The sequence below is a fragment of the Geobacter sulfurreducens PCA genome, from assembly GCF_000007985.2.
GTDB lineage: Bacteria > Desulfobacterota > Desulfuromonadia > Geobacterales > Geobacteraceae > Geobacter > Geobacter sulfurreducens.
In genome coordinates this window covers 1,460,938-1,484,232 of record NC_002939.5, presented here as the reverse complement: position 1 = coordinate 1,484,232, position 23,295 = coordinate 1,460,938, and the positions used below count along the sequence as shown (strand labels likewise).

The window sequence follows — 23,295 nt, the reverse complement described above, 5'->3', positions numbered from 1 at the left end:
AACCTCAATCCGCCGTAAGATCACCCCAGCACCGCCACCAACTCCCCAATCACCCGCAAATCCTCCGCCTGCTCCTCGCTCAACACAATCGGCTCATACCCAGGCAAGGCACTGTCCGGCCGCAGGATGATCGACGCATGCCGCCACGTCCCATCAGAAAAACTCTCCTTCGTGCTCTCGTAAATCTTGACGGTGTAGTGTCCGCCGGTATCGTTATCGGCTATCTCCCGGTGCGAGGCGAGGACGACCTTGCCGTTCCGTGAGCCGGCCGAGGCGATGCGGAAGAGGCACCAGGCCCCGTTCGGGATGCGCCGGTTCATCGACTCACCCACCACTTGGGCCACAAACAGCCCTTTCCTTGGACGGAATTCTTCCGGCAGTTCAACCCAGTCGCAATCATCCACCTGTTGCTCGTCACTGAAGCCGCCGGCGGCGATCTTGAAGTCGTAGAGCGGTACGCAGTTCTCGTATGGCCGCGCTTGCTCTGGCCCCAGAAGGCGGAACGGCAGGACCACTGCTTCTTCGTCTGCAGGCAGCACCGGTTTCTCGGCAACCTGCTCTGCTGCCGGCCCGATCTGCAGCCGTTCGGCGGAGTACCGGCGTGTCTCCTCGTCTGTGAAGTAGACGTAGCATCCCTTCTGGCCGCGCGTCATGAGGGTTCGGTAGGTGTTCTTGATGATGGCGTCTAGCCGCGCCGCGCCACCTTCGGGATCATCCTTGAGCAGCTTCTTCCACCCCTGGATCGACTTGTCCATTCTCGACCGCTCGGCCGGCCGGGTCAGCACACTGCCGTCGCGGACGACCAAATCCGGCCCGACGATGACGCCGATGTAGTCCACCTCCAGCCCCTGGCAGGTATGAATGCACCCCACCTCGCTGACGGAGTCGGGCTTTATGATCCACGCCTGGCCGTCTGTCTCCAGGTTCCAAGTCGCCCGGTAGTCGCCAATGACAATGTCCTTCAAATGAGGATTCTTCTTGCTGGTCCAGTCCCAGCAGTAGCCTGCCACCATACGTGCCTTGTTACTTATCTTGTTCTTGTCCTTGATCAGGCCGTGCAGTTCGGATGGGCTATCAACAATGCGGAAGTCGTACTCACGGGTATCCAGCGTCTCGTTGGCCGTCTCCCGAATCTGCAGTGTATTGTCGAGCCACGCCAGGTAACCGTTAGAGCCATTGCAGCGAAACTGTGACTCCAGGCTCATCTCCACGACTTCGGCACCTAGCTTCTCCGCCCAGGTGCGGATCGCCTCCTTGTCGCCTATGTCCTTCAGGGTCACCTTCTGGTCTTCGTCGATGAAGAAGACACTCAGCCTGCTGGCGCTGATGATCTCCTTGATCTGGTTCTCCCCCAGGTGGCTGAACATTCCGGACTTCTCGTTCAACCGGTGCGCCTCGTCCACGATGAGGCAACCGAACGTGTTGGGTGGAGTCGCGTGATACGAGCCGGAACCGGATAACATGTTGGAAATATGAGTTTTCCGGAAGTGGCCGGTAAGCTTGGCCTCGTAGACGAGCCGAGGGGCCGAGTTGCGGGTGACGTACTGGACGACATGATCCTTGCCGGTAAGCGCCACCAGGAGGTTAATCGCTAGAACCGACTTACCAGTGCCCGGCCCTCCCTCGACGATCAGGACCTTTTTGGTGTGCTCCGATGCCTGCTCTGCCAACCGTTTCGCCTTCTCGAACACCACTTTCTGGTCGTCGATCAGGACGAATTCCCGGTTGCCCTTGAGCATTGAAGCAAGCTCATCGGCCAGGTTCTTGGACGGCTTGATCTTGCCGTGCTCGATCCGGTACATAATCCGGGTCGTATCGCCGAATTTGACGTGAGTCTTGATGAACTGCTGCAGTTTCAGGGCATCGGGCTTGAGGAAAATCGGTGCCCGCTTGATATGGTCGCTGTAAAACGGATGGGTAATTACCCCGTCGTCTTCGTAGTTATGCAGGTAGGCGCAGGGGTAGAGACCGATATGTTCTTCTTGTACGGTCTGGTTGAAGTCTTCAAGGAGGCGCTTGTAAGACCAGGCTTGGTAGGAGGGGTGAAGGGTTTCGGCGGTGCCGTGCTTGAAGCGGGTAATAACGATGGCGTCACTCTGGGTCAGCTCCGCCTTCTGCCACTGCTTAAGTTCAACGAGAATGGCCGACTCGCGCCGGTCCCTGTCCCGGCCGGTTAGGATGAAGTCGATACGCTTGGAGGTTTGAGGGAGGTGGTACTCGATGGCGACGCCGGCGTCGTGGGGGATTTCATCGTCGCTGAGAACTCGGTCCATATACTGCAGCGAGTGCATCCACGATTCGATTTCGGCCCTGCCGGTACTTCGCCCCGTTGCATTCTGGAAGGCGTTGAAGATGATGCCGCCGATGTCATTGGTCATGACATCTTCTTTGAACCTGGCTTTTGTGGCGGAATAAACGATCAATGCTGGCCCCTGTGAACGCGGATATCGGCCTACAGCTTCGTGTACTTCGTATTCTTCCCTTTTGCCTTTTCTACGGGATATTTCTTTTCGCTCTTCTCGATCTTCCTCAGCAGGGCCTTGGTCAGGTCAACATCGAACAACTGCGAGAAACGGAGCAGGAAGAATAGGACATCGGCAAGCTCATCTTCGATCTCCTCTTTAATTTTAGGGTCATTCAACAATGCCAACGCCTGTTCATCAGACTGAAAGCGGAAATGCTCTAAGAGTTCCGAAGCCTCTGTAATGACCCCTATAGCAAGATCCTTTGGGCCATGGAATTGATCCCAATCTCGTGCTTCGCAAAACTCCCGAACTCTCACTGTTAATTCACGTATTGTTTTTTCCACTTAATCCCCTGGAAAGATTGATTTTCTGTAGCGCGCCCGGTACCCTGGACACAAGATAAGAGTCACGCAGCCTTCTTGAGTTGATACTCCTCGAAAGCCTGTCGTGGGCTTCTGAACCCGAGCTTTTCAACCAGCCACAGCCGGTTGTAACGATCCATGAAGTCAGCTACTGCCATCCTTACTTCTTCGATTGTGCGGTAATGGCGGCCATAGATGACCTGCTCTTTGATAGTCCGATTAAACCGTTCCGTCACCCCGTTGGTCTGCGGTTCGGCAACAAATGAGAAACTTGGGGCAATTCCCCAGAACTTGATCTGATTCTGGAAATGCTCTGAGAGGTATTGGCTGCCGTGATCCATCCTCAGTGCCAACCCTCGAGCAGCAGCGGCACCGACCGAGCCGAAACGGGCCTTGATTCCCATGGCGAGCGGCTGCAATGCGGCAAACCGGTCGCCATTCTTGGTCACATGCCAACCGACGCACTCGGCATTCCAATGCTCGACGGCGGTAAACAACCAGCACCACCCTTCTTCCAGGGTGAAGATCTTGGTGCCATCGGTACCCCACATGACGTTGGGGGCCGCCGTGATGATCTTGCCGGCGTGGTCCTTGGGCTGTCCCTGAACAACCCGGTGAGGGGAGAGCAGATTGTTCTCCCGCATGAGACGCAACACTCGTTTGCGGCCGACTTTTATCCCTTTGACGAAGCGTAGTCGTCCCCAGACCTTACGGTGCCCTTCGCCGACAAAGGGGGATGTCTCCAGGTCGGTCCGGATGAGAGAAAGTACCTCGTCGTCAGAGAGCGGTGTTTTTGGACCACGCTTGAGCAGTACAGCAGGCAATGTTTTTCTGCCTGCACGGCTATAGAACGACGAGCGGGGCACTCCCCAGGCAAGGCAGACGCGCTGAACGCCATAGGCTTTACCGGTGGCAGGGGAGATCGTAGCACTCATTTCTTCGATCTCCTCTGGGCCAAAGGGTGGGCACGCCTCGCTTTCTCCCGCAGTAGCTCGTTTTCCATGGTGATCTCACCGATGCGCTTGAAGGCTGCATCGAGTTCCGCTGCCAACGGATCACCTTCACGAGCCTTGAGAGCAGATTCTATCCCCTGGAGTGCTTTCTGATGCCACTCTTCCAGGCGATAGATTTCGATGCCCAACTCACGGGACAAGGCATCGATTGGTTCACCGCGCATCAACCGCAGGACAACCTCCTTTTTGCGGTTGGCGCTCCAACGTTTGACTTCCGGTGCTGCTCCAGTCGAGCTACGCTCTCCTTCCGCCGCACCGGAGACACTGACATCCTTTTCCATTGACGACCTCCTTGAACACCTAGATTTACCTCATTTTCGTGTCCAAGAAAACCGGGGCCGCCATAAAAGATTGATTTTCCTAATTTGCACCGTACAAAATCCAATTCAAAGTTGTATTCCCAACCCCGCTCAGCAAACATTCGCCTCCAGGGCCCCGCCACCTTCATTCACTCCCTTCCACCACCTTCATCAACCGCTCACTCCGCCAGACACGGACAATCCGGATGCGGGCAGCATCGACCCGATAAACAATCCGAAACGGCGGATGAATAATCTCACGCAGATTGGCAAGCTCGAACTCCGGCACGATCCGTCCACTTTCGGGGAAATCGGCGAGCCGCTCCACCTGGGCGACAACCTCCCCGACCAGGCGCTTCCCCACCTCGGGTACCTGCTGGTCGGCATACCAGGCGATGATGTCCGCCAGATCGGCAACAGCCGACTCGGCAAATTCAATGCTTGACCTGGGCGCCATGGATTCAGTCCAGCCCGAGACGCTTCCTGGCGTCGGCCAGACTCACGGTCCGCCCCTCCTCGATATCAACGAGTCCCTGAACGACCGCCTTCAGAAATGCCCGCTCCTCGGCATCGGCCTCGAAATCCCTGACGGATTGCACAACGGCGACACCCCGGCCCCGGCTTGTCAGAAGCACCGGCCGGTGGGTTTTGTCCACCTGGCTGACAACACGGCCCGGATTGATCTTCAAATCGGAGAGCGGGACGATGTCCTCGGAAAACTTTGTGTTCGTGGTCATACGGCCTCCCAACAGGTGCGTTTATAAGACCAGATAATAGCACCTGTTTGCCGCCGGCACAAACCCATGATTGCCGAATCCGCACCGTGAACAACATCCGGAACGACATGCCCACCCGGCTTGCGTTGACCGGGCCACACCGTGACCACCGTGCCTCTACGCACCCCTGCTCATAAACCATTCCCAACCAAAGGTCAACCCAGGGAAATCCTGACAAAACGCCAGTGCGCCCGCTTCCCCTCCCTAGCAGGCAAAAACGAAAAGGGACCAGACGCTCCGTCCGATCCCTTCCAAACACCCGGCGCATGCCGACCGTCTCACGCCGTGAAACAAGCTCGGCGCCTCACTCCTCCCCCTTTCCCACCGTCAGGACGTAGCAGCCGTCTGCCTCCTTGAGGCCAAGGAGTTTGTGCCCCTCGCCCTTGAGGCTGCGGGGGACGTTCTTCACCGGCTCGCCGTCGTCCAGGAGGAATTCGACCACTGCGCCGGTATCGACCGTTTCCAGCGCCAGCTTTGCTTTGACGAAATTGGTGGGGCAGGTTACCCCGCGCAGATCAACGGTTGTCATGGGCCTGTTTCTCCTTTCCGACCTGGGTGGCGATGGCCTGGGGGGCAATGGTGGCGTTGACCACGAAGGCGGGGAAGCGCTCCCGCAGGCGGGCGAGCAGGGCTTCGGGCCCCTGGGCGCGGATCACGTCGCCGAGCCTGATCCTGCCCTGGCCTTCAGCCTTTTCCTGGTACCACCCCAGGACCGCGGCGATGAAGTCGACCACCTGGTCTTCGGGCAGGAACTCGGCGAACAGGGTGCCCACCAGGGGGCGGCGGCCCCATTTGCCGCCGATCCGCACAGTGTAGCCCTTTTTTCCCGCCCGCCAGGCCTCGGTGGGGCAGACCTTGAGGCAGTCGCCGCAGTAGAGGCAGTTGGCGGGGATGAAGAGGGGCTTGCCGTTGTCTCCCATGGCAATGGCGTCTTCGGTGCATGATTTGGCGCAGAGGCCGCAGCCGATGCAGTGGTCCGCGGAGAGGACAGGCCATACCGCGCCCTGGAAGCCCACGTCATTGGTGGCGGACTTGGGACAGTCAAAGGGGCAGCCGGCAAAGCCGACCTTGAACTTGTGGTGGCCGGTGGGGATGCCGAACAGCTTTTCATCCACCTCAAGGGCCGACTTTTGGGTGTCCACCAGGCCGTTGGGGTTGTACTCGCAGCCGCCGCAGGCGGTGGGCACGCGCACCCGGGCCCCGCAGGAGGCGACCTTCTGGGTCCCCTCCCCCAGCTCGGCCACCACGGCGTCGAAGTCCCTGAAGTTGATGTTGATCAGCTCCACCGACTGGCGCACCGAGAGATGGACCATCCCCTGGCCGTATTTCTCGGCCACCTCGGCGATCTTCTTGAGCCGCCCCACGGGCAGCCGCCCGCCGGGGACCCGCAGGCGCACGGTGAAGAGATCCTTACCCCGCTCCTTGATGAAGCCGCCGGCCTTGAGGTTCTTGAGGTCGATGGCGGTATTCTTCTCCTCGGACATTGATCTTTTCCTTTTCAACAACGGAACATCCGCCACAGAGACATGGAGGAAATCACAGAGATACAATCCATCAGGAGGTCTCGATGTCGAGCTCGTCCACCAGTTCCGTGATGGTGGGATTGTCGCCGCAGACCGGGCACCGGGCGCTCTTCTTCACCGGCACTTCGCGGAAGCGCATCCGCAGGGCGTTGTAGGTGAGGAGCCGGCCGGTGAGGAGGTCTCCCTGGCCGAGCAGGTACTTGATCGCCTCGGTGGCCTGGATGGTGCCGAGCACGCCCGGGAGCACGCCAATGACCCCGGCCCGGGCGCAGGTGGGGATGGCGTCCTTTGGCGGCGGGGCCGGGAAGATGCAGCGGTAGCAGGGGGATTCCCCCGGCTTCACGGTCAGGGTCTGGCCGTCGAACTGGAGGATGCCGCCGTGGGAGTACGGCGTGCCGGCCAGGACGCAGGCGTCGTTGACGAGGAACTTGGCGGCGAAGTTGTCGGTGCCGTCGATGACGAAGTCGTAGTCGGCAATGATCCGGGCGATGTTGGCGGCGGAGATCCACTCCTGGTAGGTCCGCACCCTCACATCGGGGTTGATGGCCTCCATCTTCTCCCGGGCCGATTCCACCTTGGGCTTGCCCACGTCGGGGGTGAAGTGGATCACCTGCCGCTGGAGGTTGGAGAGGTCCACCACGTCGGCGTCGGCAATGCCGATGGTGCCGACCCCGGCCGCGGCCAGGTAGAGGGCGATGGGGGCCCCGAGCCCGCCGGCGCCGATCACCATCACCTTCCCGTCCAGGAGCTTCTTCTGCCCCTTGCCCCCCACCTCCTTCAGGATGATGTGGCGGGAATAGCGCTCGATCTGTTGGTCGGTGAACATGGTTATGCAACTCCGTGCGGAAACGCCGGGCAGAACATCATATCTGATAATCCTCCACAAAGGTCTGAATCCTGCGCGGCCGGGCATAGACCGTTTCGCCGGGGCTGAGGGCGAGGCGCTCGGCGCCGTCGCGGGAGAGTTCCGCCTCGACGGTCTTGCCGGTGCCGCGCACCAGGAGCTCTACCCGCACGGCCGGGCCCACGGACTGGATGTGGCGCACCTGGGCCTCCACGGCGTCGGCGGTCTGGCTCCGCTCCACCTCGATGTCGTGGGAGCGCACATAACCCACCGGCAGGTCCGGGGACGCGGCCCGCGCCTGTCCCTGCTCGGCCCGGCAGTGGAAGAGGTTGACGCTGCCCAGGAAGTCGAAGACAAAGGGATTGGCCGGCTGGTCGTAGACCTCCGCCGGGGTACCCACCTGCTCGATCCGCCCCCTGTTCATGACCACGATCCGGTCGGCCACTTCCAGGGCCTCTTCCTGGTCGTGGGTGACGAAGACGCTGGTGACGTGGATCTCGTCGTGGAGCCGGCGCAGCCAGCGCCGCAGCTCCACCCGCACCTTGGCGTCCAGAGCGCCGAAGGGCTCGTCCAGGAGCAGCACCTTGGGTTCCACGGCCAGGGCCCGGGCCAAGGCCACCCGCTGGCGCTGGCCGCCGGAGAGCTGGGACGGGAAGCGGGCGGCAAGCCCCTCAAGCTGCACCAGGCGCAGGAGCTCGTGAACCCGCTCCCTGATCTCCTGTTTCGGCCGCCTCTCCCGGCGCGGCTTCACGGTGAGGCCGAAGGCCACGTTCTCCTCCACGGTCATGTGCCGGAACAGGGCGTAGTGCTGGAACACGAAGCCGACCTGACGCTCCCGCACGTGGCGGTCGGTGGTTTCCTCGCCGTCGAAGCGGATCGAGCCGGCGTCCGGCGTCTCCAGGCCGGCGATGATCCGCAACAGGGTGGTCTTGCCCGAGCCCGAGGGGCCCAGGAGGGCGGTCAGCTCCCCGGAGGGGACGGCCAGGTTCACGTTGTCCAGGGCGGTGAAGCTGCCGAACTGCTTGGTGACGTTGGCGATCTCGATGCTCATGTCTTGGTTCCTTTATTTCGCTGCGGCGTCCGGGTCAGGCGTCGGCGCGCATCCGCCACTCGACCACGCTCTTCAGGACCAGGGTGACCAGGGCCAGCAGGGCCAGGAGCGAGGCCACGGCAAAGGCGGCGGCGTAGTTGTACTCGTTGTAGAGGATCTCCACGTGGAGGGGGATGGTGTTGGTCTCGCCCCGGATATGGCCGGAAACCACCGAGACCGCGCCGAACTCGCCCATTGCCCGGGCGTTGCACAGGATCACCCCGTAAAGGAGCCCCCACTTGATGTTGGGGAGGGTCACCCGCCAAAAGGTCTGGAAGCCGTTCGCCCCCAGGGTGATGGCCGCCTCTTCCTCGTCCGTGCCCTGGGCCTCCATGAGCGGGATCAGCTCCCGGGCCACGAAGGGGAAGGTGACGAAGACCGTGGCCAGGACGATGCCGGGCACGGCGAAGATGATCTTCGCGTCGTGGTCCTGGAGCCAGGGGCCGAGCCATCCCTGGAGCCCGAACAGCAGGACGTAGATCAGGCCCGAGATGACCGGCGACACCGAAAACGGCAGATCGATCAGGGTGATCAGGAGCTGCTTGCCCCGGAACTGGAACTTGGCGATGGCCCAGGCCGCGACCACGCCGAAGACCAGGTTCAGGGGAACGCTGATGGCGGCTGTGACGAGGGTCAGCTTCACCGCCGCCAGGGCGTCGGGCTCGCGGATGGCGGCCAGGTAGGCGCCCCACCCCTTTTCCAGGGCCTGGGCAAAGACCGCGGCCAGGGGCACGAAGAGAAAGAGGCCGAGGAACAGGAGCGCGCCGGCGGTGAGCGCCCAGCGGACCGGGGCCGGTTCGGTACGGGTGCGGATGGATGATGGCATGGTCGGGTCCTCCGGGTCAGGCGGCGTGGCGCCGGCTCCACTTCTGGAGCAGGTTCACGGCCAGGAGCATCAGGAACGAGAACAGGAGCATCACCGTGGCGATGGCGGTGGCGCCGGCATAGTCGTACTGCTCCAGCTTGGTGATGATCAGGAGCGGGGTGATCTCGGACACCATCGGCATGTTGCCGGCGATGAAGATGATGGAGCCGTACTCGCCCACGCCCCGGGCAAAGGCCAGGGCAAAGCCGGTCAGCGCCGCCGGGAACAGCTCCGGGAACAGGACCCTGCGGAAGGTCTGCCAGCGGGTAGCGCCCAGGCAGGCGGCGGCCTCCTCGATCTCCTCTTCCAGCTCTTCCAGAACCGGCTGCACCGTCCGCACCACAAAGGGGAGACCGATGAAGGTCATGGCCACGAAGATCCCCAGCGGGGTGAAGGCGACCTCGATCCCCCGGGGCTCCAGGAACCGGCCGATCCAGCCGTTGGCGGCATAGACCGACGACAGGGTGATGCCGGCCACGGCCGTGGGGAGCGCGAAGGGGAGATCGACCAGGGCGTCGATCAGCCGCTTGCCCGGCACGCGGTAGCGCACGAGCACCCAGGCCACCAAGAGACCGAAGACCGCGTTGACCCCGGCAGCGGCCAGGGCCGCGCCGAAGGTGACCCGGTAGGAGGCCAGCACCCGGGGGGCTGCCACGGTGGCGAGGAATTCCCCCCAGGTGAGGCTGGCCGTTTTCACCGCCAGGGCCGAGAGCGGCAGGAGCACGACCAGGGAGAGGTAGAAGACCGTGTAGCCCAGGGCCGGGCCGAAGCCGGGAATGACGGTGGTTCGCGTGATTGGTCTTGTCGCCATGGTGGTTGGTCCTTTGCATAATCCCAATGCAGGGGCTGCGGATTTTACGCCATCGCGCAGCCCCTGCATCACGTTACTTGCCCGGGCCGTAGATCCGGTCGAACACCCCGCCGTCGGCGAAGTGCTTCTTCTGGGCCGCCTGCCAGCCGCCGAAGGTGTCGTCGATGGTGAAGAGCTTCACCTTCGGGAAGACCGGGGCATACTTGGCCGCCACGTTCTTGTCGATGGGACGGTAGTAGTGCTTGGCCGCGATCTCCTGGCCGGCCGGGGTGTAGAGGTACTTCAGGTACGCTTCGGCCACCGCGCGGGTCCCTTTCCGGTCGACCACCTTGTCCACCACCGTCACCGGCGGCTCGGCCAGGATGCTGACCGACGGCACCACAATTTGGAATTTGTCCTTGCCCAGTTCGTTCACGGCCAGGAAGGCCTCGTTCTCCCACGCCAGGAGCACGTCGCCCTGGCCGCGCTGGACAAAGGTGGTGGTGGCGCCCCGGGCACCGGAATCGAGCACCGGCACGTTCTTGTAGAGCCTGGTCACGAAGTCGCGGGCCGTTGCCTCGCTCCCCCCCTTCTGCTTCAGGGCGTAGCCCCAGGCGGCCAGGTAGTTCCAGCGGGCCCCGCCGGAGGTTTTGGGATTGGGGGTGATCACCTTGACGTCGGGGCGGACCAGGTCGTTCCAGTCGCGGATGTTCCTGGGGTTCCCCTTGCGGACCAGGAACACGATGGTTGAGGTGTAGGGGGAGCTGTTGTGGGGCAGCCGTTTCTGCCAGTTGGCAGGGATCAGCTTCGCCTTTCCCGCGATTTCGTCGATGTCATAGGCCAGTGCCAGGGTAACCACATCGGCCTCCAGGCCGTCGATGACCGCCCGGGCCTGTTTGCCCGAACCGCCGTGGGACTGTTTCACCGTGACCGGCCCCCCGCCCTTCCCCTTCCAGTGGGCGGCAAAGGCGGCGTTGTAGTCCTGGTACAGCTCCCGGGTCGGGTCGTAGGAGACGTTGAGGAGGCTCACCTCGGCGCGGGCCCCCAGGGGTGCGGCAAGGGCGAGGAATGCTGCGGCTGCGGCTGCGATGGTCTTGATCGGTTTCATGGTCGGCTCCTTTTGGTTTTTAGTCTATCGACTTAGTAGTCTAATAAAGTATAAAAAAACGCCCCGTTCAGATCGTGTAAAAAAGCACTCCGTCCTTCTTCTGCTTTTCCCGCTCCACCCGCTCCAGCACATCGGCCAGGGTGGCCCCGTCGAGGATCGTGGCCATGGCGTCGCGCACATCCTTCATGACGAGCCGAATGCCGCAGCTCCACTCGTCGTCGCACTCCTCGCACCGGGAGTAGGAGGTCTCGCTCACGCACTGGACCGGGGCCAGGGGGCCCTCCAGGATGCGGATGATCCGGCCCATGCTGATCTCCCGCGGGGACTGGGCGAGGTAGTAGCCGCCCCCCTTCCCCTTCTTGCTCTGGAGCACCCCCGCGTTCTTGAGGGCCAGCAGGATCAGCTCCAGGAACTTCTTGGGAATCCGCTCGTCCCGCGCCAGGTCGGCAATGAGGATCGGGCCCTTGTCCCGCTCCCGGGCCAGGTAAAGCATCGCCTTGAGCGCGTATTTTGTCTTTTTCGATATCATAAGTCTACAATCTCGATAGACAATAAATACACATTACCCGATGATAGATCAAGAGATTATTTTACGACTTACCTAATAAACTTTTTAAGGCACATTGTCGCACACATTGATGCAATTTAGATGCTGCGCGAAAGAAAGGGATGACGCTGGCCGTGGATGGCGAGGCAGGGCCCGTCACGGAAGAAGGACTCGCGGCAGGGATGAAGAGTGAACCAGCTCTGCGCTGATGCCGCTGGCGGGGCATCGCCATGATGGCGGCAGCGATTCCCGCCAGCGGTGGATCGCTGTGCGTGGTACCGCGGGCGGCGATCCGACTCAGAACGCGAAGCAGTCACAGCCGATCCCCCAGAAACGGGGGTCAGGGCCGGACCATGCCGGGCTGTGGCTGTGGCACACGCACGGCTCACGCCGCAGGCCGGTGGAAACGGCGGCATTGCCGTGGTATCCGCCGTACGAAGCCACCGGCGACCAATCGGGGCTGACCGGCGGCAGCGGCGGAGCCAGCGGGGCGAATTCGTCGCTCGCGTGAACGATCTTCCCGCCCATGATGGTCAGCACGGACTCGATGTCTTTGATCCGCGCCTCGGGAACGGCGAAGTAGTCCGCCGACAGCACCGCCAGGTCGGCGTGCCGGCCCGCGATGAGCGCCCCTTTGCTGCCGTTGTCGCCGGAGAACCAGGAGCTCCCCTCGGTGTAGAGCCTGAGGGCGGCGGTCCGGTCGAGCCGATTGGCGTCGTCATACAGCGGCAGCCCGCCCACGGTCTTCCCGCTCACCAGCCAGTAGAGGGAAAGCCAGGGGTTGTAGCTGGAAACCCGCGTGGCGTCGGTGCCCGCTCCCACCGGGATGCCCATGGCGAGCATCCGGGCGATGGGCGGGGTCCGCTTGGCTGCCTCGGCACCGTAGCGAGCCACGAAGTACTCGCCCTGGAACGCCATCCGGTCCTGGATGGCAATGCCGCCGCCCAGGCGCCGGACCCGCTCCAGATTCCGGTTCGAGATGGTCTCGGCATGGTCGAAGAACCAGCGCAGCCCCCGAAACGGGATCTCCCGGTCCACCGCCTCGAAGACGGCCAGGAAGCGGGAGATCGACTCGTCATAGGTGGCGTGGAGCCGGAACGGCCACCGGTGCTCCACCAGCAGGGCGACCACCTTCTTGAGTTCCTCCTCCATCGCCGGCATGAGATCGGGGCGCGGTTCCAGGAAATCCTCGAAATCGGCGGCCGAAAAGACCAGCATCTCGCCGGCGCCGTTCATTTTGTAGACGTCGCTGCCCTTTCCCGGCCCGGTCATGGTTATCCAGCGGGCAAAGTCGTCGTATTCCTCTTTGGGCCGCTGGGTGAAGAGGTTGTAGGCAATCCGCAGGGTCAGCTCGTCCCGTTCGGCCAGATGCTCGATGACCCGGTAATCGTCCGGGTAGTTCTGGAAGCCCCCGCCGGCGTCGATGCAGCTGGTGATGCCGAGGCGGTTCAGCTCGCGCATGAAGTGGCGGGTCGATGTGACCTGATCGTCGAAACCGAGCTTCGGCCCCTTGGCCAGGCTGGCGTAGAGGATCAGGGCATTTGGCTTCGCGATCAGGAGCCCGGTCGGGTTGCCCGCCCTGTCCCGCTGGATCTCTCCTCCCGGCGGGTCAGGGGTGTCTTTCGTGTAGCCGAGCGCTCTCAGGCCGGCCCCGTTGACCAGGGCGCGATCATAGAGATGCAGCACGAACACCGGCGTATCGGGCGATACCCTGTTGATCTCGTCGAGCGTCGGCATCCGGCGCTCCACGAACTGGAACTCGGTCCAGCCGCCGATCACGCGCACCCACTGGGGCGGCGGGGTTCTCCGGGCCTGCTCCCTGAGCATCTCCAGGGCCAGGGCCAGGGACGGAACGCCGTCCCAGCGCAGTTCCATGGTGAAGTTGAGGCCTCCGCGGATCACGTGGATGTGGGAGTCGTTGAGGCCGGGAATGGCCCGGCGCCCCTTCAGGTCGATCCGTACCGTGTCCCGGCCCGCGGAGGCCAGGAGTTCCTCGCCGCCTGCCGCGGTAATCCGTCCGTCAGTAATGGCTACTGCGGACACCTGCGGCAGGGACGGATCGAGGGTCGTGATGGATCCGTTATGCAGAATCAGGTCAGGTGCTCGCATGATATCCCCCTTAGGTGTCCTTTCCCAGCCACGGCCGGAGAATGTGGGTGAAAACCGGCATGACCGCGGCGGTTACGGGGTCGTTATCGGTTGCTGTGTTTCCCATGATGTCAGTGTCCTGCGCCTCCCCTGCTGGGAGGCGCCCCATGAACCATCGTGTAGGCATATTCCACGCCTTGGCCGTATGCCCCGCAATGCTCCTTCACCACCGCGATGACGTCGTTGTAGGTCTCCTTGTGCGCCCAGTCGCGTTGATATTCGAGGAGCACCTGCAGTGAGGTCACGGGGACTGCGCCGGCCTGCTCGACGCGGCGCATGGCAGCGTTATGGGCGGTCAGGGTGGTGCCGCCGGAGGCATCTTCCACGGCGTAGACGTCATAGCCCGCCTTGAGGGCCCCCAGGGCCGGGAATGCCAGGCAGACCTCGGTCCAGAGAGCGGCCATGACCAGTTTCTTCCTGCCGGTGGCCTTCACCGCCGCCACGAACGCGGCATCTTCCCAGGAGTTCATGGAGCTGCGCTCGATCGGTTCCTGGCCGGGGAAGATATCCAGGAGCTGGGGCCACATATTGCCCGAGAAGCTCTTGGTCTCCACCGTGGTGAGGATGGTCGGCACCTTGAAGATCCTGGCCGCCTTGGCCAGCAGGATAACGTTGTTGAACAGGGTTTGCCGGTCGATATTGGCAACGCCGAAGGTCATCTGGGGCTGGAAATCGATAAAGATGACCGCGGAGTTCTGGGGATTGAGAAGTTCGGTGTAGTTCATGACATGACTCCTTTCGTCGGCCCGCATTCGGGCACCGGGCCGAACAACACCTCTGATATCAGGATATTCCTCAATCTAATGAAGACAATAAAGTATTTATTTGACGTGCCATAACTTGAGGTTATAGTTAAATTCATTATGGAACTCAGACACTTGCGATACTTTGCCGCTACGGCGGAAGAGCTCAATTTCACCCGGGCCGCCAACAGGCTCCACATATCGCAGCCCGCGGTCAGCCGCCTGATCAAAGAGCTGGAATGCGAGCTGGGAGCCCAGCTCTTTACCCGGGAACGGTTTGGTTTGCGTCTGACTGCGGCAGGAGAGAAGTTTCTTTTTTACGCGCGCCGCGTTCTGCAGGATTGCGAGGAGGGAATACGTGCGGTCAGGGAAAATGGGCTGAATCACCAGAAGCTCACCATCGGCTTCATCTCGACCGCCATGGAGTCGTTTCTCAGCGACGCCCTCGTGAGGCTGTCCCAGGAGCGGCCCGACATCGACGTCACGGTCAACGAGATGTCGCCCGGCGACCAGATTGCCGCCCTGCGCTACCGGCAAATCGATCTGGGGTTCATCGGCAACCCCCACGACGGGGCCGGGGACGAATTCGAACTGTATGTCTTGAGGGAAGTTCCCCTGGTGGCGGTGCTGCCGGTGCGCCACCGGCTGGCGGGACGTTCGGAGATATGCATCGGGGAGCTTGAAGGCGACACCTTCATCGGCTACCTGGAGGACAAGTTCCCCGGCCGGAACCGGGTCATCAGCACTGCCTGCGCCAGGGCGGGCTTCAGGCCCAAGTTCGAGTTGAAGGCCGGGTCGCTGATCGAGGTCCTGGGGATGATCGGGACGGGCAAGGGGGTATGCCTCATGCCGAGCGACGTGGCCGGCCTGCCCCATCCCAATGTAGCTTTCATCCCGCTCCGCGACCCCCTGGACCCGGTCCGCCTGGCAGCGGCATGGCTTCCCGGCAACACCAACCCCGCCCTGCACCAGCTGATCGCTATCCTCGCAGCCGACTGCTCCTCGGACACCGGTCGGACTTCACGCTGAACGGAACCGTTGCGGGAAACGAGAGCCGCATCTTGAAGGTGGGCACAGACGTTACTAATTCGATGGAAAAGTTATTCCGGAGATGCCGTAAGGTGTGAATAAAAGAGGTGAGCTGAAACGCTGTGAGTAGTACATACAAAACAAAAAGGGGCCAGATTCTTGATCTGGCCCCTTGGCTTTTTGGAGCGGGAAACGGGATTCGAACCCGCGACTTCAACCTTGGCAAGGTTGCACTCTACCACTGAGTTATTCCCGCGAAACAGGTTCCCGTTATATAGCAAAGGGACGCGGGGGGAGTCAACACTTTTTTTCTTCGGCGTGAATCCCTACGATATCCGGTGGCCGCTTCAGGCGGCGGTTCGCGTAGTTGCGTCGGCCACGCCGTCTTCGACAACCAGGCCGTCGCGCAGGCGGATGGTCCGGTCGGCGTAGGCGCAGTTGTCGGGGTTATGGGTGACCATGACAACGGTGTGGCCCGCGGCGTTGAGGCGGCGGAACAGGTCCATGACCTCTTCGCTGGTTTTCGTGTCCAGGTTGCCGGTGGGCTCGTCGGCCAGGATGATGGGGGGCTTCTTGACGATGGCCCGGGCGATGGCGACCCGCTCCTGCTCGCCGCCGGAGAGCTGGTTGGGGAGCCGGTCGGCCTTGCCGCCCAGCCCGACCCGCTCCAGGGCTTCACGTGCCGCAGCGATCTTGTCGCGGTTCTTCATCCTGGTAATGGACAGGGGAAGCATGACGTTCTCCAGGGCCGTCAGGTACGGCACCAGGTGGAACGACTGGAACACGAAGCCGAGCTTCTCGGCGCGAAAGTCGGCCAGTTGCTCGCCGGAGAGCTCGTAGAGCCGGACTCCGGCCATTTCCACCTCGCCGGCGGTGGGGTGGTTCATTCCCCCCAGGACCGACAGGAGCGTGCTCTTGCCCGATCCGGACTGGCCCATGATGGTGACGAACTCGCCGTCTTCGATGGTCAGGCTTACGCCCCGGAGCGCCTGGACGGTCTCGTCGCCGCCGGCGTAGTGCCTGGTGAGATCATTGATTTGTATGAGTGCCATTGCGTTCCCCCGAACTATGGTTGCGGTGTACGTTACAGCGCCCTGAGCGCCTCGGTGGGGTCCATCCTGCTGGCGTGGAGCGCCGGGTAGAGGCTCGCCAGCATCCCCACCACCAGGGAGAGGAGGACCGACCCGGCCAGGACCGTAGAATCCCAGACCAGGACGGCGTCCTTGCTTTCGGCCATGAACGGGAGCGCCACGGTGGCCCCGCCCATGCCGGCGGCGTAGCCGACGAGCCCGGCCAGGACGCTCACCAGGGCCGCCTCCAGCAGGATGATCCGGATGATGTGGCTCCTGCGGAAGCCGATGGCGCGGAACACGCCGATCTCGGTGGTGCGCTCGTTGACGCTCCCCATCATGGTGACGAAGACGATGAGTGAGCCGATGAAGATGACCACGCCGGCCACGGCGTAGGCGAAGCGGCGGAAATGGTCCAGGGCCTTGAGCCGCGACTCGACCACCTGCTGGATGGCGGTGACCTTTGCTTCGGGGAGCTTTTCGGCGATCTGCACCACCATGTCGCCGATGGGGCAGCCGGAGCAGAGGGCCGCCACTTCCACCAGGGTGATCCGCCCTTCCTTGCCCAGCAGTTTCTGGGCGTCGGCCAGGGGCATGAAGATGAGGGAGTCGTCCTGGGAGCCGGTCTGATCGAGTACGCCGGTGACGGTGAAGGAACGTCCGGCAATGGTGACGGCGTCGCCCGGGGTAAGATGGGCCGTGTCCGCAGCGGAACTGCCCAGGAGCACGCCCGCGCCGTCCTTGGGCACCTCGCCGAAAACCCGCCACCACTGTTTCATCTTGAGTTCGCTCTCGAAGTCGACCCCCACCAGGAGGGCGTCCTTGTCGCCGAATCGTACCCCGCCAAGAACCTTGGGGGATACAGCCAGGATGTTTTTGTTGTTCTTGATGGCGGTGATCCGCGCCAGGTCCTCCTGACGGATCTCCCGCTGGTCGAAGGTGACCCGGCCCAGGCTGATGCCCCCGTAGCTCATGGAGAGGTCGTTGCTCTGGGGGGTGATCAGGATATTGGCGCCGAATTCGTCCATCTTGCGCCCGATGTCGTTGGACATGGAGGCGGTGAGGGTCATGAGGGTGACGATGGTGGCAATCCCCACGGCGAGCCCCACGGTGAGAAAGAGCATCTTGGCCCGGCGGCGGCGCAGGTTGTTGATCGAGATGTTATGCAGCTTCATGGAGCTCCCCGTTCCTGTGTACTGTTGTCAGGCTGCCGGGCTCAGAAGAACCGGGCGCCGGTGCGGATGTCGGCTACGTTGATAACCAGATTGCCGCCGGCCTGCCGGGCGGGGATGGCCGCCGGGTTGCATCCGCCGCCCGGCCCCTCGCCGATGCGGTCGGTGGCGAACTTCTTGTTGCACTGGCGGCAGGTCATGAAGCCGCCATCCTGCACGTAGCCCTTCTTCTCCTGGAAGCAGACCTCGCAGGCGTCAAAGGCGGCCCGGTAGCTGCCGTTAGGGGCCTTGACCGCGAAGAAGGCAATATCGCGCCCCCCTTCGCTGTGGCGGTAGAAACGGGCCTTGCCGTCCTGCAGGTCGGCCAGGGGAATGCTCACGGCACCCTTCACGACCTTGGCCTTTTCGAACTTGCCGAACCCCGGCAGGCTGAAGGCAGTCACCGCTCCAGCCACGACCAGCACGGCCGCCAGAGCGATCACCCCGAGCTTCATCATCTGCTTTACTGTTCCGGTCTGCATTGCGAATATCCCCCTTGCGCGTTTCTCCCTGCCGGGAGTGTTTCTGAGCGAGTGTTGGTTGTGTTCGTGCGGCGGAGGGGCCGATGAAACTCAACGAGCCCCCGACCAGCCGGGCCCTACTTACCGCAGCAGCCTCCGCCGCACCCGCCACCCTGCCGGACAAAGGCGGTGGTACTGCCGGTCTGCGCCCGGTACTCCTCGGGGGTGAGGACCTGGAGGATGCTGCATCCGTAGCCGGCGCCGGTAACGCGTTCGGCCAGAATCTCGGGCCGCACGGTGCGGGAGTCGAAGCCGACCACGACCTTGCCGGCATCCACGTCCACCTGGACTCTGGCGACGCCCGCCTGTTTGCCGAGCGTCTTCTCGATCTTGCCGGCGCAGCTGCCGCAGGTCATGCCCTGGGCCCGCAGGACGGCCACGCTGTCAGCCGACGCCTCCAGCCGCACCGCAAATGCACAGAGCACCACCACGATCACTGCCGCGACCACGATACCGATGGTTCCTTTTTTCATTGCACCCATGACAGGCTCCTTTGAAGGCGGCTTCGGTTCCGCCGGGTTACGACGGAGTCTAATCCAATTGGCGTGCCAGTGTGCCCGCTTGCGTAATCCATTGATTTATCAACAACTAAAAGTGGGGAAACATATCACGGGGAGGAGATTGCAGAATAATCTCCAGAAAGCCTGTGGACTATTCTGCAACAAAACAGGGCCGCTCCCCAAAGGAAACGGCCCCGTCGAAACGCCGGCGACAGGCGCGGGTCAGCGCATCATGCCGCCCCGGTTGCGGGGGACCATGGTGGAGCCCGACAGGTTCCAGAAGGTGGTCGTGGTCATGTTGCGGAACATGCCCGTCATGTTGACGAAGGTGCCCGGGATGGTGCCGATGTAGCGCGTCCGCATGTTCGCCACGTCGGGGTTGGCGCTCTGGGTGGCCTCGAAGCAGAGTTGGGGCAGACTCAGGTTGATCCGCCCCATGATGTAGCGGTACCGGTTGACGTTGACGGCCGCATCGGAGGAGATCTGCCCGGCCATGAGGTCCGCGATCACCCCGGCCACGGTCCGGACCCTCTGATATTCGGTGTGGGTCGTCGTGTTCGTGGAGCCGGACAGTGCCACGAAATCGTCCGTGGACAGGACAGCGCTGGCTGGGTTCAGGACCGTGAGGCCCAGTTGCTGCCGGATCTCGTGCATGGCATCGCTGACGGATGCATAGTTGCCGGTTTCGTACTTCTCGCGCAGCAGGGTGGAGATGGGACTGATGAAGCCGTGCATTCCCCGGGGGGCCGTGAGGATGTAGCCCTGGGTCAGGGGCTGGGCCGGGGCGTCCATGTCATAGGTGTTGGAACCAACCGCGCGGGCCACCACCGGGTAGAGCGCTTCCTCGCCCGGGGTGATCGCCAGGGAGAATCTGCCGTTCACATCGGTGGTCGTGGCCGGTTCGCCCGAATCCTGCTGATAGTTGCCGTTCCGGTCCAGGAACACCTCGGCCTTGAAGAGGTAGCCGTCCGCCACCGTGCCGCTGATGGTCGTCTGGGGCGCCGCCGACTGGCCGCCACCGCCGCCGCAACCTGCAACCGCCGCTACCGAGAGGACTGCCGCCACTGCCGTCATCGTTCTGATGTTCATCGCTACCCTCCCTGAGATGTGTACGAATTTACAGAATAGAGCAAAGCATTGACCGAATTCAAGAAAAGATCCTGCGGCCGGAGGGCTGGAACCCGGCAATTTCATGATTGACATCCCTCGAACCGGTTGCGTATAGTTTCCCCGTTCCGTAAAGGGGAGTAGCCATCGGTCCCACAGGGGCCGACCCATCGTCCGCCAAGACGGCATCGCTGCCCGGGCGTGGGGCCTTTGTTTCCGGCAGGCAAGACCTTTACCTGACGAGCTCACAGAGCCGGAGGTAGAGGTTTTTTTGTGCCCCGGCGTTATTGACAAAGGAGACATGGATCAATGGAATTATTGACCGACCCCCAGGCCTGGCTTGCCCTGGCCACCCTCACCGCCCTGGAGATCGTCCTGGGCATCGACAACATCATCTTCATCTCAATCCTTTCATCCAAACTGCCGGCGGAACAGCAGGAAAAGGCCCGCCTCACCGGCCTGGGCCTGGCCATGTTCACGCGGGTGGCGCTGCTGTTCTCCCTCGCCTGGCTCATGGGACTCACGGAGCCGCTGCTGTCGGTGCTGGAAACGGATATTTCCGGCCGCGATCTGATCCTGATCGCCGGCGGCCTCTTCCTCCTGGCCAAGAGCACCATGGAGATCCACGACAAGCTGGAAGGGGCCGAAAGCCACGGTACGGTCAAGGCAGCGGCGTCCTTCGGGGCCATCATCTTCCAGATCCTTCTGCTGGACATCGTGTTCTCTCTCGACTCGATCATCACCGCCATCGGCATGGCCAACCAGCTGGCGGTCATGGTGGCGGCCGTAGTCATCGCCGTTGGGTTCATGATGCTCTTCGCCGGCAAGATCAGCGCCTTCGTGGATTCGCACCCGACCATCAAGATGCTTGCCCTCTCCTTCCTCATCCTGATCGGGGTGGCGCTCATCGGGGACGGCCTCGACATGCACATTCCCAAGGGGTACATCTACTTTGCCATGGCCTTCTCCGTGGGGGTCGAGATGCTCAACATGAAGATGCGTGCGAAAGGAAAACCGGTCAAGCTGCACCAGCCCTACACGGAGTGATGCCGACGTCCCGTCGCTCCGGCAGATACTTTTCGCTTGACAGCAAAGGTGCCGCCGGTACACTGTTAGCGATTCGGGCGTTAAATCGGCATGTTACCTCACCCTCTCACCCTCCCCGACCACCTGCTGATACGCTCGTGATTCCATGATGTTACAGAGACCGCCCCTTCTCCGACGGAGGGGCGGTCCGATCCGACGGCACCGGCGCCGACTCTCGTTCAGGAGGAACGGTCATGGCGTTACCGAGTCTGTGGGGCATATTGTCGGCAGCGGCAGGGGTGGCGGCCCTCGCTTCCATCTCCTGGTCACAGGTGCTGCCTCCGCCCGCCAATCAGTACCTGGGGATGTTCGACACCGTTCCCAGCTTTCAGTCCACGGAGGACTGCACCGTCTGCCACACGGGCAGCGACACCATCGCCTTCCGGCACCACGCCCTCATCAACACGACCACCCCGCCGGTCAGTTGCGTCAACTACACCGGAAACCCGGCCAGCCTGGCCAACGGATGCCACGTGCTCATCCCCGACGGCTCGGGGGGGTATACCCTCCAGGACTTCCGCACCTGCGGCGCCTGCCACGTGTCGTCCCCCCACCATTCGACCCGGGCGGCCCTCCAGCTCGACTGCAAGTCCTGCCACGGCAGCTTCGTCGACAATCCCGGCGACGGCCACTATATACCTTCCTATGACCTCGGCGGCTCCATGGCGCCCCATCACCACGGTTATGACGTCAAGGACCCGGTGACCGGTAAAACGATCACCGTCAACGGATGCGCCGCCTGCCACCAGGCGGACCCGACGGCCGTCGATCCCCGGACCGGCGTGGTCAGGCCGGTGTTCGACAACGCCGACACCCACCACGCGACCCAGCTGGACTGCGCGGTCTGCCACCCCGGATCCGACCCGGCAAGCACCACTATCCGGAGCTGCGAGGCCTGCCACGGGCCGGACACGCTCCACAACATCCAGATGGACTCCCCCACGGCCGAGAATATCGGCATCATCGTCCCGTTCAAGGAGCAAGCGGGGTGGGGGCACGTGGGGAGCAACTGGGACTGCATTGGCTGCCACTATTCATGGCTTGAGGTTTCGTGGCTGGCGGCCTCCGCCGGCCCCTGGTCCGCAACGGTCCCCTACCTGAAGGAGCAGAGCGCGTACACCCTTCCGGCCGGCAGCGCCCGGAACCTGACCCTCACGGGTTCGGGCTTCGTCAATGTCGGCGGGGACGGCCAGACCTACTCGTCAGTGGTTGTCCTCGACAACGGCCGGTCGCCGGTGACCATCCAACCGGCCGCCATTACCGACCGTGAAATCCGTATTCTGCTGCCGGCCCTGACCGCGGGCAACTATACGCTGCGGGTGGTCAAGAGCGACAAGCAGAGCAACCGGGCCACCCTGACGGTGGTGCCGCCGCTGCGGATCAGCCGGATCACGCTCGGCGCCGCCGGGACCCTCACCATCACGGGCAGCGGCTTCGGCCCTGCGCCACCCACCGGCTACAAAGCGGGACTCGGCATCTTTGCCGGCACAACCGAAGCAACGGTCATCTCCTGGTCTCCCACGCGCATCGTCGCCACGAGCCCCGCCTTTGCCAGGGGAACCGCCGTTACCGTCAAGACCATCAACGGCACCGTGTCGGGATCGGTGCTGACCACCTCGAAGCACCTGCGCTGAACCGTTCCGCAATGACGAAAGCCCCTGCTTCACGCGGGGGCTTTCGTCATTGTTACCTTCCGGCGCCCTTCCCTACTTCACTTCGTACCAGAACCTGGCGCTGCGCACCGTGCCGTCCTTCACCTTGAACTTGCTCATGATGCCGTATTTCCCCTTTTTGGAGAGGTCGAAGTCGGCGCCGAAGTGTCCCTGCATTGCCATCAGCGCCTTGGTCTGGGCCTTGTTATCCGGCCCCTGGACCTTCAGGTTCACCTCGCCCTGGGTAATGGCCTTGCCGGTTTTGGCATCCTTGAACTCCACGGCAATGTGATGGGTCTCCTTCATTCCCTTGGGCAATTCCATGTTCATGGCTTTCATGTGCTCGGCCATGCTCATGATCTTGAAGGTAGCCTTGACGCCGTCGACCACTTCTTCGTGAGCCGCGGTGCCGTGATCGGCATGGTCGCCATGCTTCATACCCCCCTTGCCGTGGTCAGCGGCCATAACCGTGAGGGGCGCCGCCAGGGCGAGCGCTGCAACCGCGATGATAACTGCAAGTTTCTTCATGATGCGTTCTCCTTTTTT

At 62.6% G+C, this 23,295-nt stretch carries 25 protein-coding genes and 1 tRNA gene; 3 read left to right on the top strand and 23 right to left on the bottom strand.

Translation table 11 applies throughout. The features are described from left to right. Positions 1-20: 20 nt before the first annotated feature. From GS_RS06760 to GS_RS06685, 16 genes are all read right to left on the bottom strand, one after another. Entirely contained in the window at positions 21-2,423 is a 2,403-nt protein-coding gene (locus GS_RS06760) for a DNA/RNA helicase domain-containing protein (protein ID WP_010942009.1), read from the bottom strand. Between the two features lie 29 nt (positions 2,424-2,452). Next, a complete protein-coding gene (locus GS_RS06755) occupies positions 2,453-2,809 on the bottom strand; it encodes a nucleotide pyrophosphohydrolase (RefSeq protein ID WP_010942008.1) in 357 nt (118 codons plus the stop codon). A 62-nt stretch (positions 2,810-2,871) separates the two neighbouring features. Beyond that, a complete protein-coding gene (locus tag GS_RS06750; RefSeq protein ID WP_010941223.1) occupies positions 2,872-3,762 on the bottom strand; it encodes an IS3 family transposase in 891 nt (296 codons plus the stop codon). Then, a complete protein-coding gene (locus GS_RS06745) occupies positions 3,759-4,121 on the bottom strand; it encodes an IS3 family transposase ISGsu7 (RefSeq protein ID WP_010941222.1) in 363 nt (120 codons plus the stop codon). The genes GS_RS06750 and GS_RS06745 overlap by 4 nt, the downstream gene beginning before the upstream one ends. A 163-nt stretch (positions 4,122-4,284) precedes the next feature. Continuing rightward, positions 4,285-4,596, bottom strand: a complete 312-nt coding sequence (locus tag GS_RS06740; protein WP_010942007.1) for a type II toxin-antitoxin system RelE/ParE family toxin — start codon at positions 4,594-4,596, stop codon at positions 4,285-4,287. A gap of 4 nt (positions 4,597-4,600) precedes the next feature. Next, positions 4,601-4,876 carry a type II toxin-antitoxin system Phd/YefM family antitoxin gene (locus GS_RS06735; protein ID WP_010942006.1) on the bottom strand — a complete coding sequence of 92 codons (276 nt, stop codon included), beginning with the start codon at positions 4,874-4,876 and terminating at the stop codon, positions 4,601-4,603. A gap of 343 nt (positions 4,877-5,219) precedes the next feature. Next, positions 5,220-5,444 (bottom strand): sulfurtransferase TusA family protein, encoded by a 225-nt coding sequence (locus GS_RS06730; protein WP_010942005.1) that lies wholly within the window; start codon positions 5,442-5,444, stop codon positions 5,220-5,222. Continuing rightward, positions 5,431-6,399 (bottom strand): 4Fe-4S dicluster domain-containing protein, encoded by a 969-nt coding sequence (locus GS_RS06725; protein WP_010942004.1) that lies wholly within the window; start codon positions 6,397-6,399, stop codon positions 5,431-5,433. Before GS_RS06725 ends, GS_RS06730 begins: the two co-directional genes overlap by 14 nt. Positions 6,400-6,469: 70 nt before the next feature. Beyond that, the gene (locus tag GS_RS06720) at positions 6,470-7,264 is read right to left on the bottom strand and encodes a HesA/MoeB/ThiF family protein (RefSeq protein WP_010942003.1); all 795 of its coding nucleotides are present in this window, start codon (positions 7,262-7,264) and stop codon (positions 6,470-6,472) included. Positions 7,265-7,301: 37 nt separating this feature from the next. Beyond that, positions 7,302-8,333 carry a sulfate/molybdate ABC transporter ATP-binding protein gene (locus GS_RS06715; protein ID WP_010942002.1) on the bottom strand — a complete coding sequence of 344 codons (1,032 nt, stop codon included), beginning with the start codon at positions 8,331-8,333 and terminating at the stop codon, positions 7,302-7,304. A gap of 34 nt (positions 8,334-8,367) precedes the next feature. Continuing rightward, positions 8,368-9,198 carry a sulfate ABC transporter permease subunit CysW gene (gene cysW, locus GS_RS06710; RefSeq protein WP_010942001.1) on the bottom strand — a complete coding sequence of 277 codons (831 nt, stop codon included), beginning with the start codon at positions 9,196-9,198 and terminating at the stop codon, positions 8,368-8,370. A gap of 16 nt (positions 9,199-9,214) precedes the next feature. Then, a complete protein-coding gene (gene cysT, locus GS_RS06705; protein WP_010942000.1) occupies positions 9,215-10,048 on the bottom strand; it encodes a sulfate ABC transporter permease subunit CysT in 834 nt (277 codons plus the stop codon). Between the two features lie 73 nt (positions 10,049-10,121). Next, positions 10,122-11,135, bottom strand: coding sequence for a sulfate ABC transporter substrate-binding protein (locus GS_RS06700; RefSeq protein ID WP_010941999.1), 1,014 nt, complete (start codon positions 11,133-11,135; stop codon positions 10,122-10,124). Positions 11,136-11,202: 67 nt separating this feature from the next. Beyond that, positions 11,203-11,664: an RrF2 family transcriptional regulator gene (locus tag GS_RS06695; protein ID WP_010941998.1), complete on the bottom strand. Its 462-nt coding sequence runs from the start codon at positions 11,662-11,664 to the stop codon at positions 11,203-11,205. A 315-nt stretch (positions 11,665-11,979) separates the two neighbouring features. Beyond that, a complete protein-coding gene (locus GS_RS06690) occupies positions 11,980-13,791 on the bottom strand; it encodes an amidohydrolase (protein WP_010941997.1) in 1,812 nt (603 codons plus the stop codon). 110 nt (positions 13,792-13,901) lie between these two features. Beyond that, a complete protein-coding gene (locus GS_RS06685; RefSeq protein WP_010941996.1) occupies positions 13,902-14,555 on the bottom strand; it encodes a hydrolase in 654 nt (217 codons plus the stop codon). Positions 14,556-14,693: 138 nt separating this feature from the next. Between GS_RS06685 and GS_RS06680 the strand changes: the two genes are divergently transcribed. Next, entirely contained in the window at positions 14,694-15,602 is a 909-nt protein-coding gene (locus GS_RS06680) for a LysR family transcriptional regulator (protein ID WP_010941995.1), read from the top strand. A gap of 181 nt (positions 15,603-15,783) precedes the next feature. On the opposite strand, the gene GS_RS06675 is transcribed toward GS_RS06680, so the two are convergent. The 6 genes from GS_RS06675 to GS_RS06650 form a co-directional block, all read right to left on the bottom strand. After that, positions 15,784-15,858 (bottom strand) — tRNA-Gly (locus GS_RS06675). Between the two features lie 91 nt (positions 15,859-15,949). Further along, positions 15,950-16,654, bottom strand: a complete 705-nt coding sequence (locus tag GS_RS06670; RefSeq protein WP_010941994.1) for an ABC transporter ATP-binding protein — start codon at positions 16,652-16,654, stop codon at positions 15,950-15,952. Between the two features lie 32 nt (positions 16,655-16,686). Continuing rightward, the gene (locus GS_RS06665) at positions 16,687-17,847 is read right to left on the bottom strand and encodes an ABC transporter permease (protein WP_010941993.1); all 1,161 of its coding nucleotides are present in this window, start codon (positions 17,845-17,847) and stop codon (positions 16,687-16,689) included. A gap of 41 nt (positions 17,848-17,888) precedes the next feature. Then, positions 17,889-18,365: a DUF2318 domain-containing protein gene (locus tag GS_RS06660; protein WP_010941992.1), complete on the bottom strand. Its 477-nt coding sequence runs from the start codon at positions 18,363-18,365 to the stop codon at positions 17,889-17,891. A 116-nt stretch (positions 18,366-18,481) separates the two neighbouring features. Beyond that, complete coding sequence (locus tag GS_RS06655) at positions 18,482-18,886, bottom strand: heavy-metal-associated domain-containing protein (protein WP_010941991.1); 405 nt, start codon at positions 18,884-18,886, stop codon at positions 18,482-18,484. 240 nt (positions 18,887-19,126) lie between these two features. Next, positions 19,127-19,993: a lipoprotein gene (locus GS_RS06650; protein WP_010941990.1), complete on the bottom strand. Its 867-nt coding sequence runs from the start codon at positions 19,991-19,993 to the stop codon at positions 19,127-19,129. A 327-nt stretch (positions 19,994-20,320) separates the two neighbouring features. Here GS_RS06650 and GS_RS06645 point away from each other — a divergent pair, with 327 nt between their 5' ends. Next, positions 20,321-21,058, top strand: a complete 738-nt coding sequence (locus tag GS_RS06645) for a TerC family protein (RefSeq protein WP_010941989.1) — start codon at positions 20,321-20,323, stop codon at positions 21,056-21,058. A gap of 233 nt (positions 21,059-21,291) precedes the next feature. After that, on the top strand, positions 21,292-22,731 hold the full coding sequence (locus tag GS_RS06640; protein WP_010941988.1) for an IPT/TIG domain-containing protein: 1,440 nt from the start codon (positions 21,292-21,294) through the stop codon (positions 22,729-22,731). Between the two features lie 72 nt (positions 22,732-22,803). On the opposite strand, the gene GS_RS06635 is transcribed toward GS_RS06640, so the two are convergent. Further along, positions 22,804-23,277 (bottom strand): hypothetical protein, encoded by a 474-nt coding sequence (locus tag GS_RS06635; protein WP_010941987.1) that lies wholly within the window; start codon positions 23,275-23,277, stop codon positions 22,804-22,806. Positions 23,278-23,295: the final 18 nt, after the last annotated feature.

What these genes read in the sequence shown, in the direction of transcription:
- GS_RS06750 (WP_010941223.1), bottom strand. Translation starts at nt 3,762, where the DNA reads ATGAGTGCTACGATCTCCCCTGCCACCGGTAAAGCCTATGGCGTTCAG.
- GS_RS06745 (WP_010941222.1), bottom strand. Translation starts at nt 4,121, where the DNA reads ATGGAAAAGGATGTCAGTGTCTCCGGTGCGGCGGAAGGAGAGCGTAGC.
- GS_RS06740 (WP_010942007.1), bottom strand. Translation starts at nt 4,596, where the DNA reads ATGGCGCCCAGGTCAAGCATTGAATTTGCCGAGTCGGCTGTTGCCGAT.
- GS_RS06735 (WP_010942006.1), bottom strand. Translation starts at nt 4,876, where the DNA reads ATGACCACGAACACAAAGTTTTCCGAGGACATCGTCCCGCTCTCCGAT.
- GS_RS06730 (WP_010942005.1), bottom strand. Translation starts at nt 5,444, where the DNA reads ATGACAACCGTTGATCTGCGCGGGGTAACCTGCCCCACCAATTTCGTC.
- GS_RS06725 (WP_010942004.1), bottom strand. Translation starts at nt 6,399, where the DNA reads ATGTCCGAGGAGAAGAATACCGCCATCGACCTCAAGAACCTCAAGGCC.
- GS_RS06720 (WP_010942003.1), bottom strand. Translation starts at nt 7,264, where the DNA reads ATGTTCACCGACCAACAGATCGAGCGCTATTCCCGCCACATCATCCTG.
- GS_RS06715 (WP_010942002.1), bottom strand. Translation starts at nt 8,333, where the DNA reads ATGAGCATCGAGATCGCCAACGTCACCAAGCAGTTCGGCAGCTTCACC.
- cysW (WP_010942001.1), bottom strand. Translation starts at nt 9,198, where the DNA reads ATGCCATCATCCATCCGCACCCGTACCGAACCGGCCCCGGTCCGCTGG.
- cysT (WP_010942000.1), bottom strand. Translation starts at nt 10,048, where the DNA reads ATGGCGACAAGACCAATCACGCGAACCACCGTCATTCCCGGCTTCGGC.
- GS_RS06700 (WP_010941999.1), bottom strand. Translation starts at nt 11,135, where the DNA reads ATGAAACCGATCAAGACCATCGCAGCCGCAGCCGCAGCATTCCTCGCC.
- GS_RS06695 (WP_010941998.1), bottom strand. Translation starts at nt 11,664, where the DNA reads ATGATATCGAAAAAGACAAAATACGCGCTCAAGGCGATGCTTTACCTG.
- GS_RS06690 (WP_010941997.1), bottom strand. Translation starts at nt 13,791, where the DNA reads ATGCGAGCACCTGACCTGATTCTGCATAACGGATCCATCACGACCCTC.
- GS_RS06685 (WP_010941996.1), bottom strand. Translation starts at nt 14,555, where the DNA reads ATGAACTACACCGAACTTCTCAATCCCCAGAACTCCGCGGTCATCTTT.
- GS_RS06680 (WP_010941995.1), top strand. Translation starts at nt 14,694, where the DNA reads ATGGAACTCAGACACTTGCGATACTTTGCCGCTACGGCGGAAGAGCTC.
- GS_RS06670 (WP_010941994.1), bottom strand. Translation starts at nt 16,654, where the DNA reads ATGGCACTCATACAAATCAATGATCTCACCAGGCACTACGCCGGCGGC.
- GS_RS06665 (WP_010941993.1), bottom strand. Translation starts at nt 17,847, where the DNA reads ATGAAGCTGCATAACATCTCGATCAACAACCTGCGCCGCCGCCGGGCC.
- GS_RS06660 (WP_010941992.1), bottom strand. Translation starts at nt 18,365, where the DNA reads ATGCAGACCGGAACAGTAAAGCAGATGATGAAGCTCGGGGTGATCGCT.
- GS_RS06655 (WP_010941991.1), bottom strand. Translation starts at nt 18,886, where the DNA reads ATGGGTGCAATGAAAAAAGGAACCATCGGTATCGTGGTCGCGGCAGTG.
- GS_RS06650 (WP_010941990.1), bottom strand. Translation starts at nt 19,993, where the DNA reads ATGAACATCAGAACGATGACGGCAGTGGCGGCAGTCCTCTCGGTAGCG.
- GS_RS06645 (WP_010941989.1), top strand. Translation starts at nt 20,321, where the DNA reads ATGGAATTATTGACCGACCCCCAGGCCTGGCTTGCCCTGGCCACCCTC.
- GS_RS06640 (WP_010941988.1), top strand. Translation starts at nt 21,292, where the DNA reads ATGGCGTTACCGAGTCTGTGGGGCATATTGTCGGCAGCGGCAGGGGTG.
- GS_RS06635 (WP_010941987.1), bottom strand. Translation starts at nt 23,277, where the DNA reads ATGAAGAAACTTGCAGTTATCATCGCGGTTGCAGCGCTCGCCCTGGCG.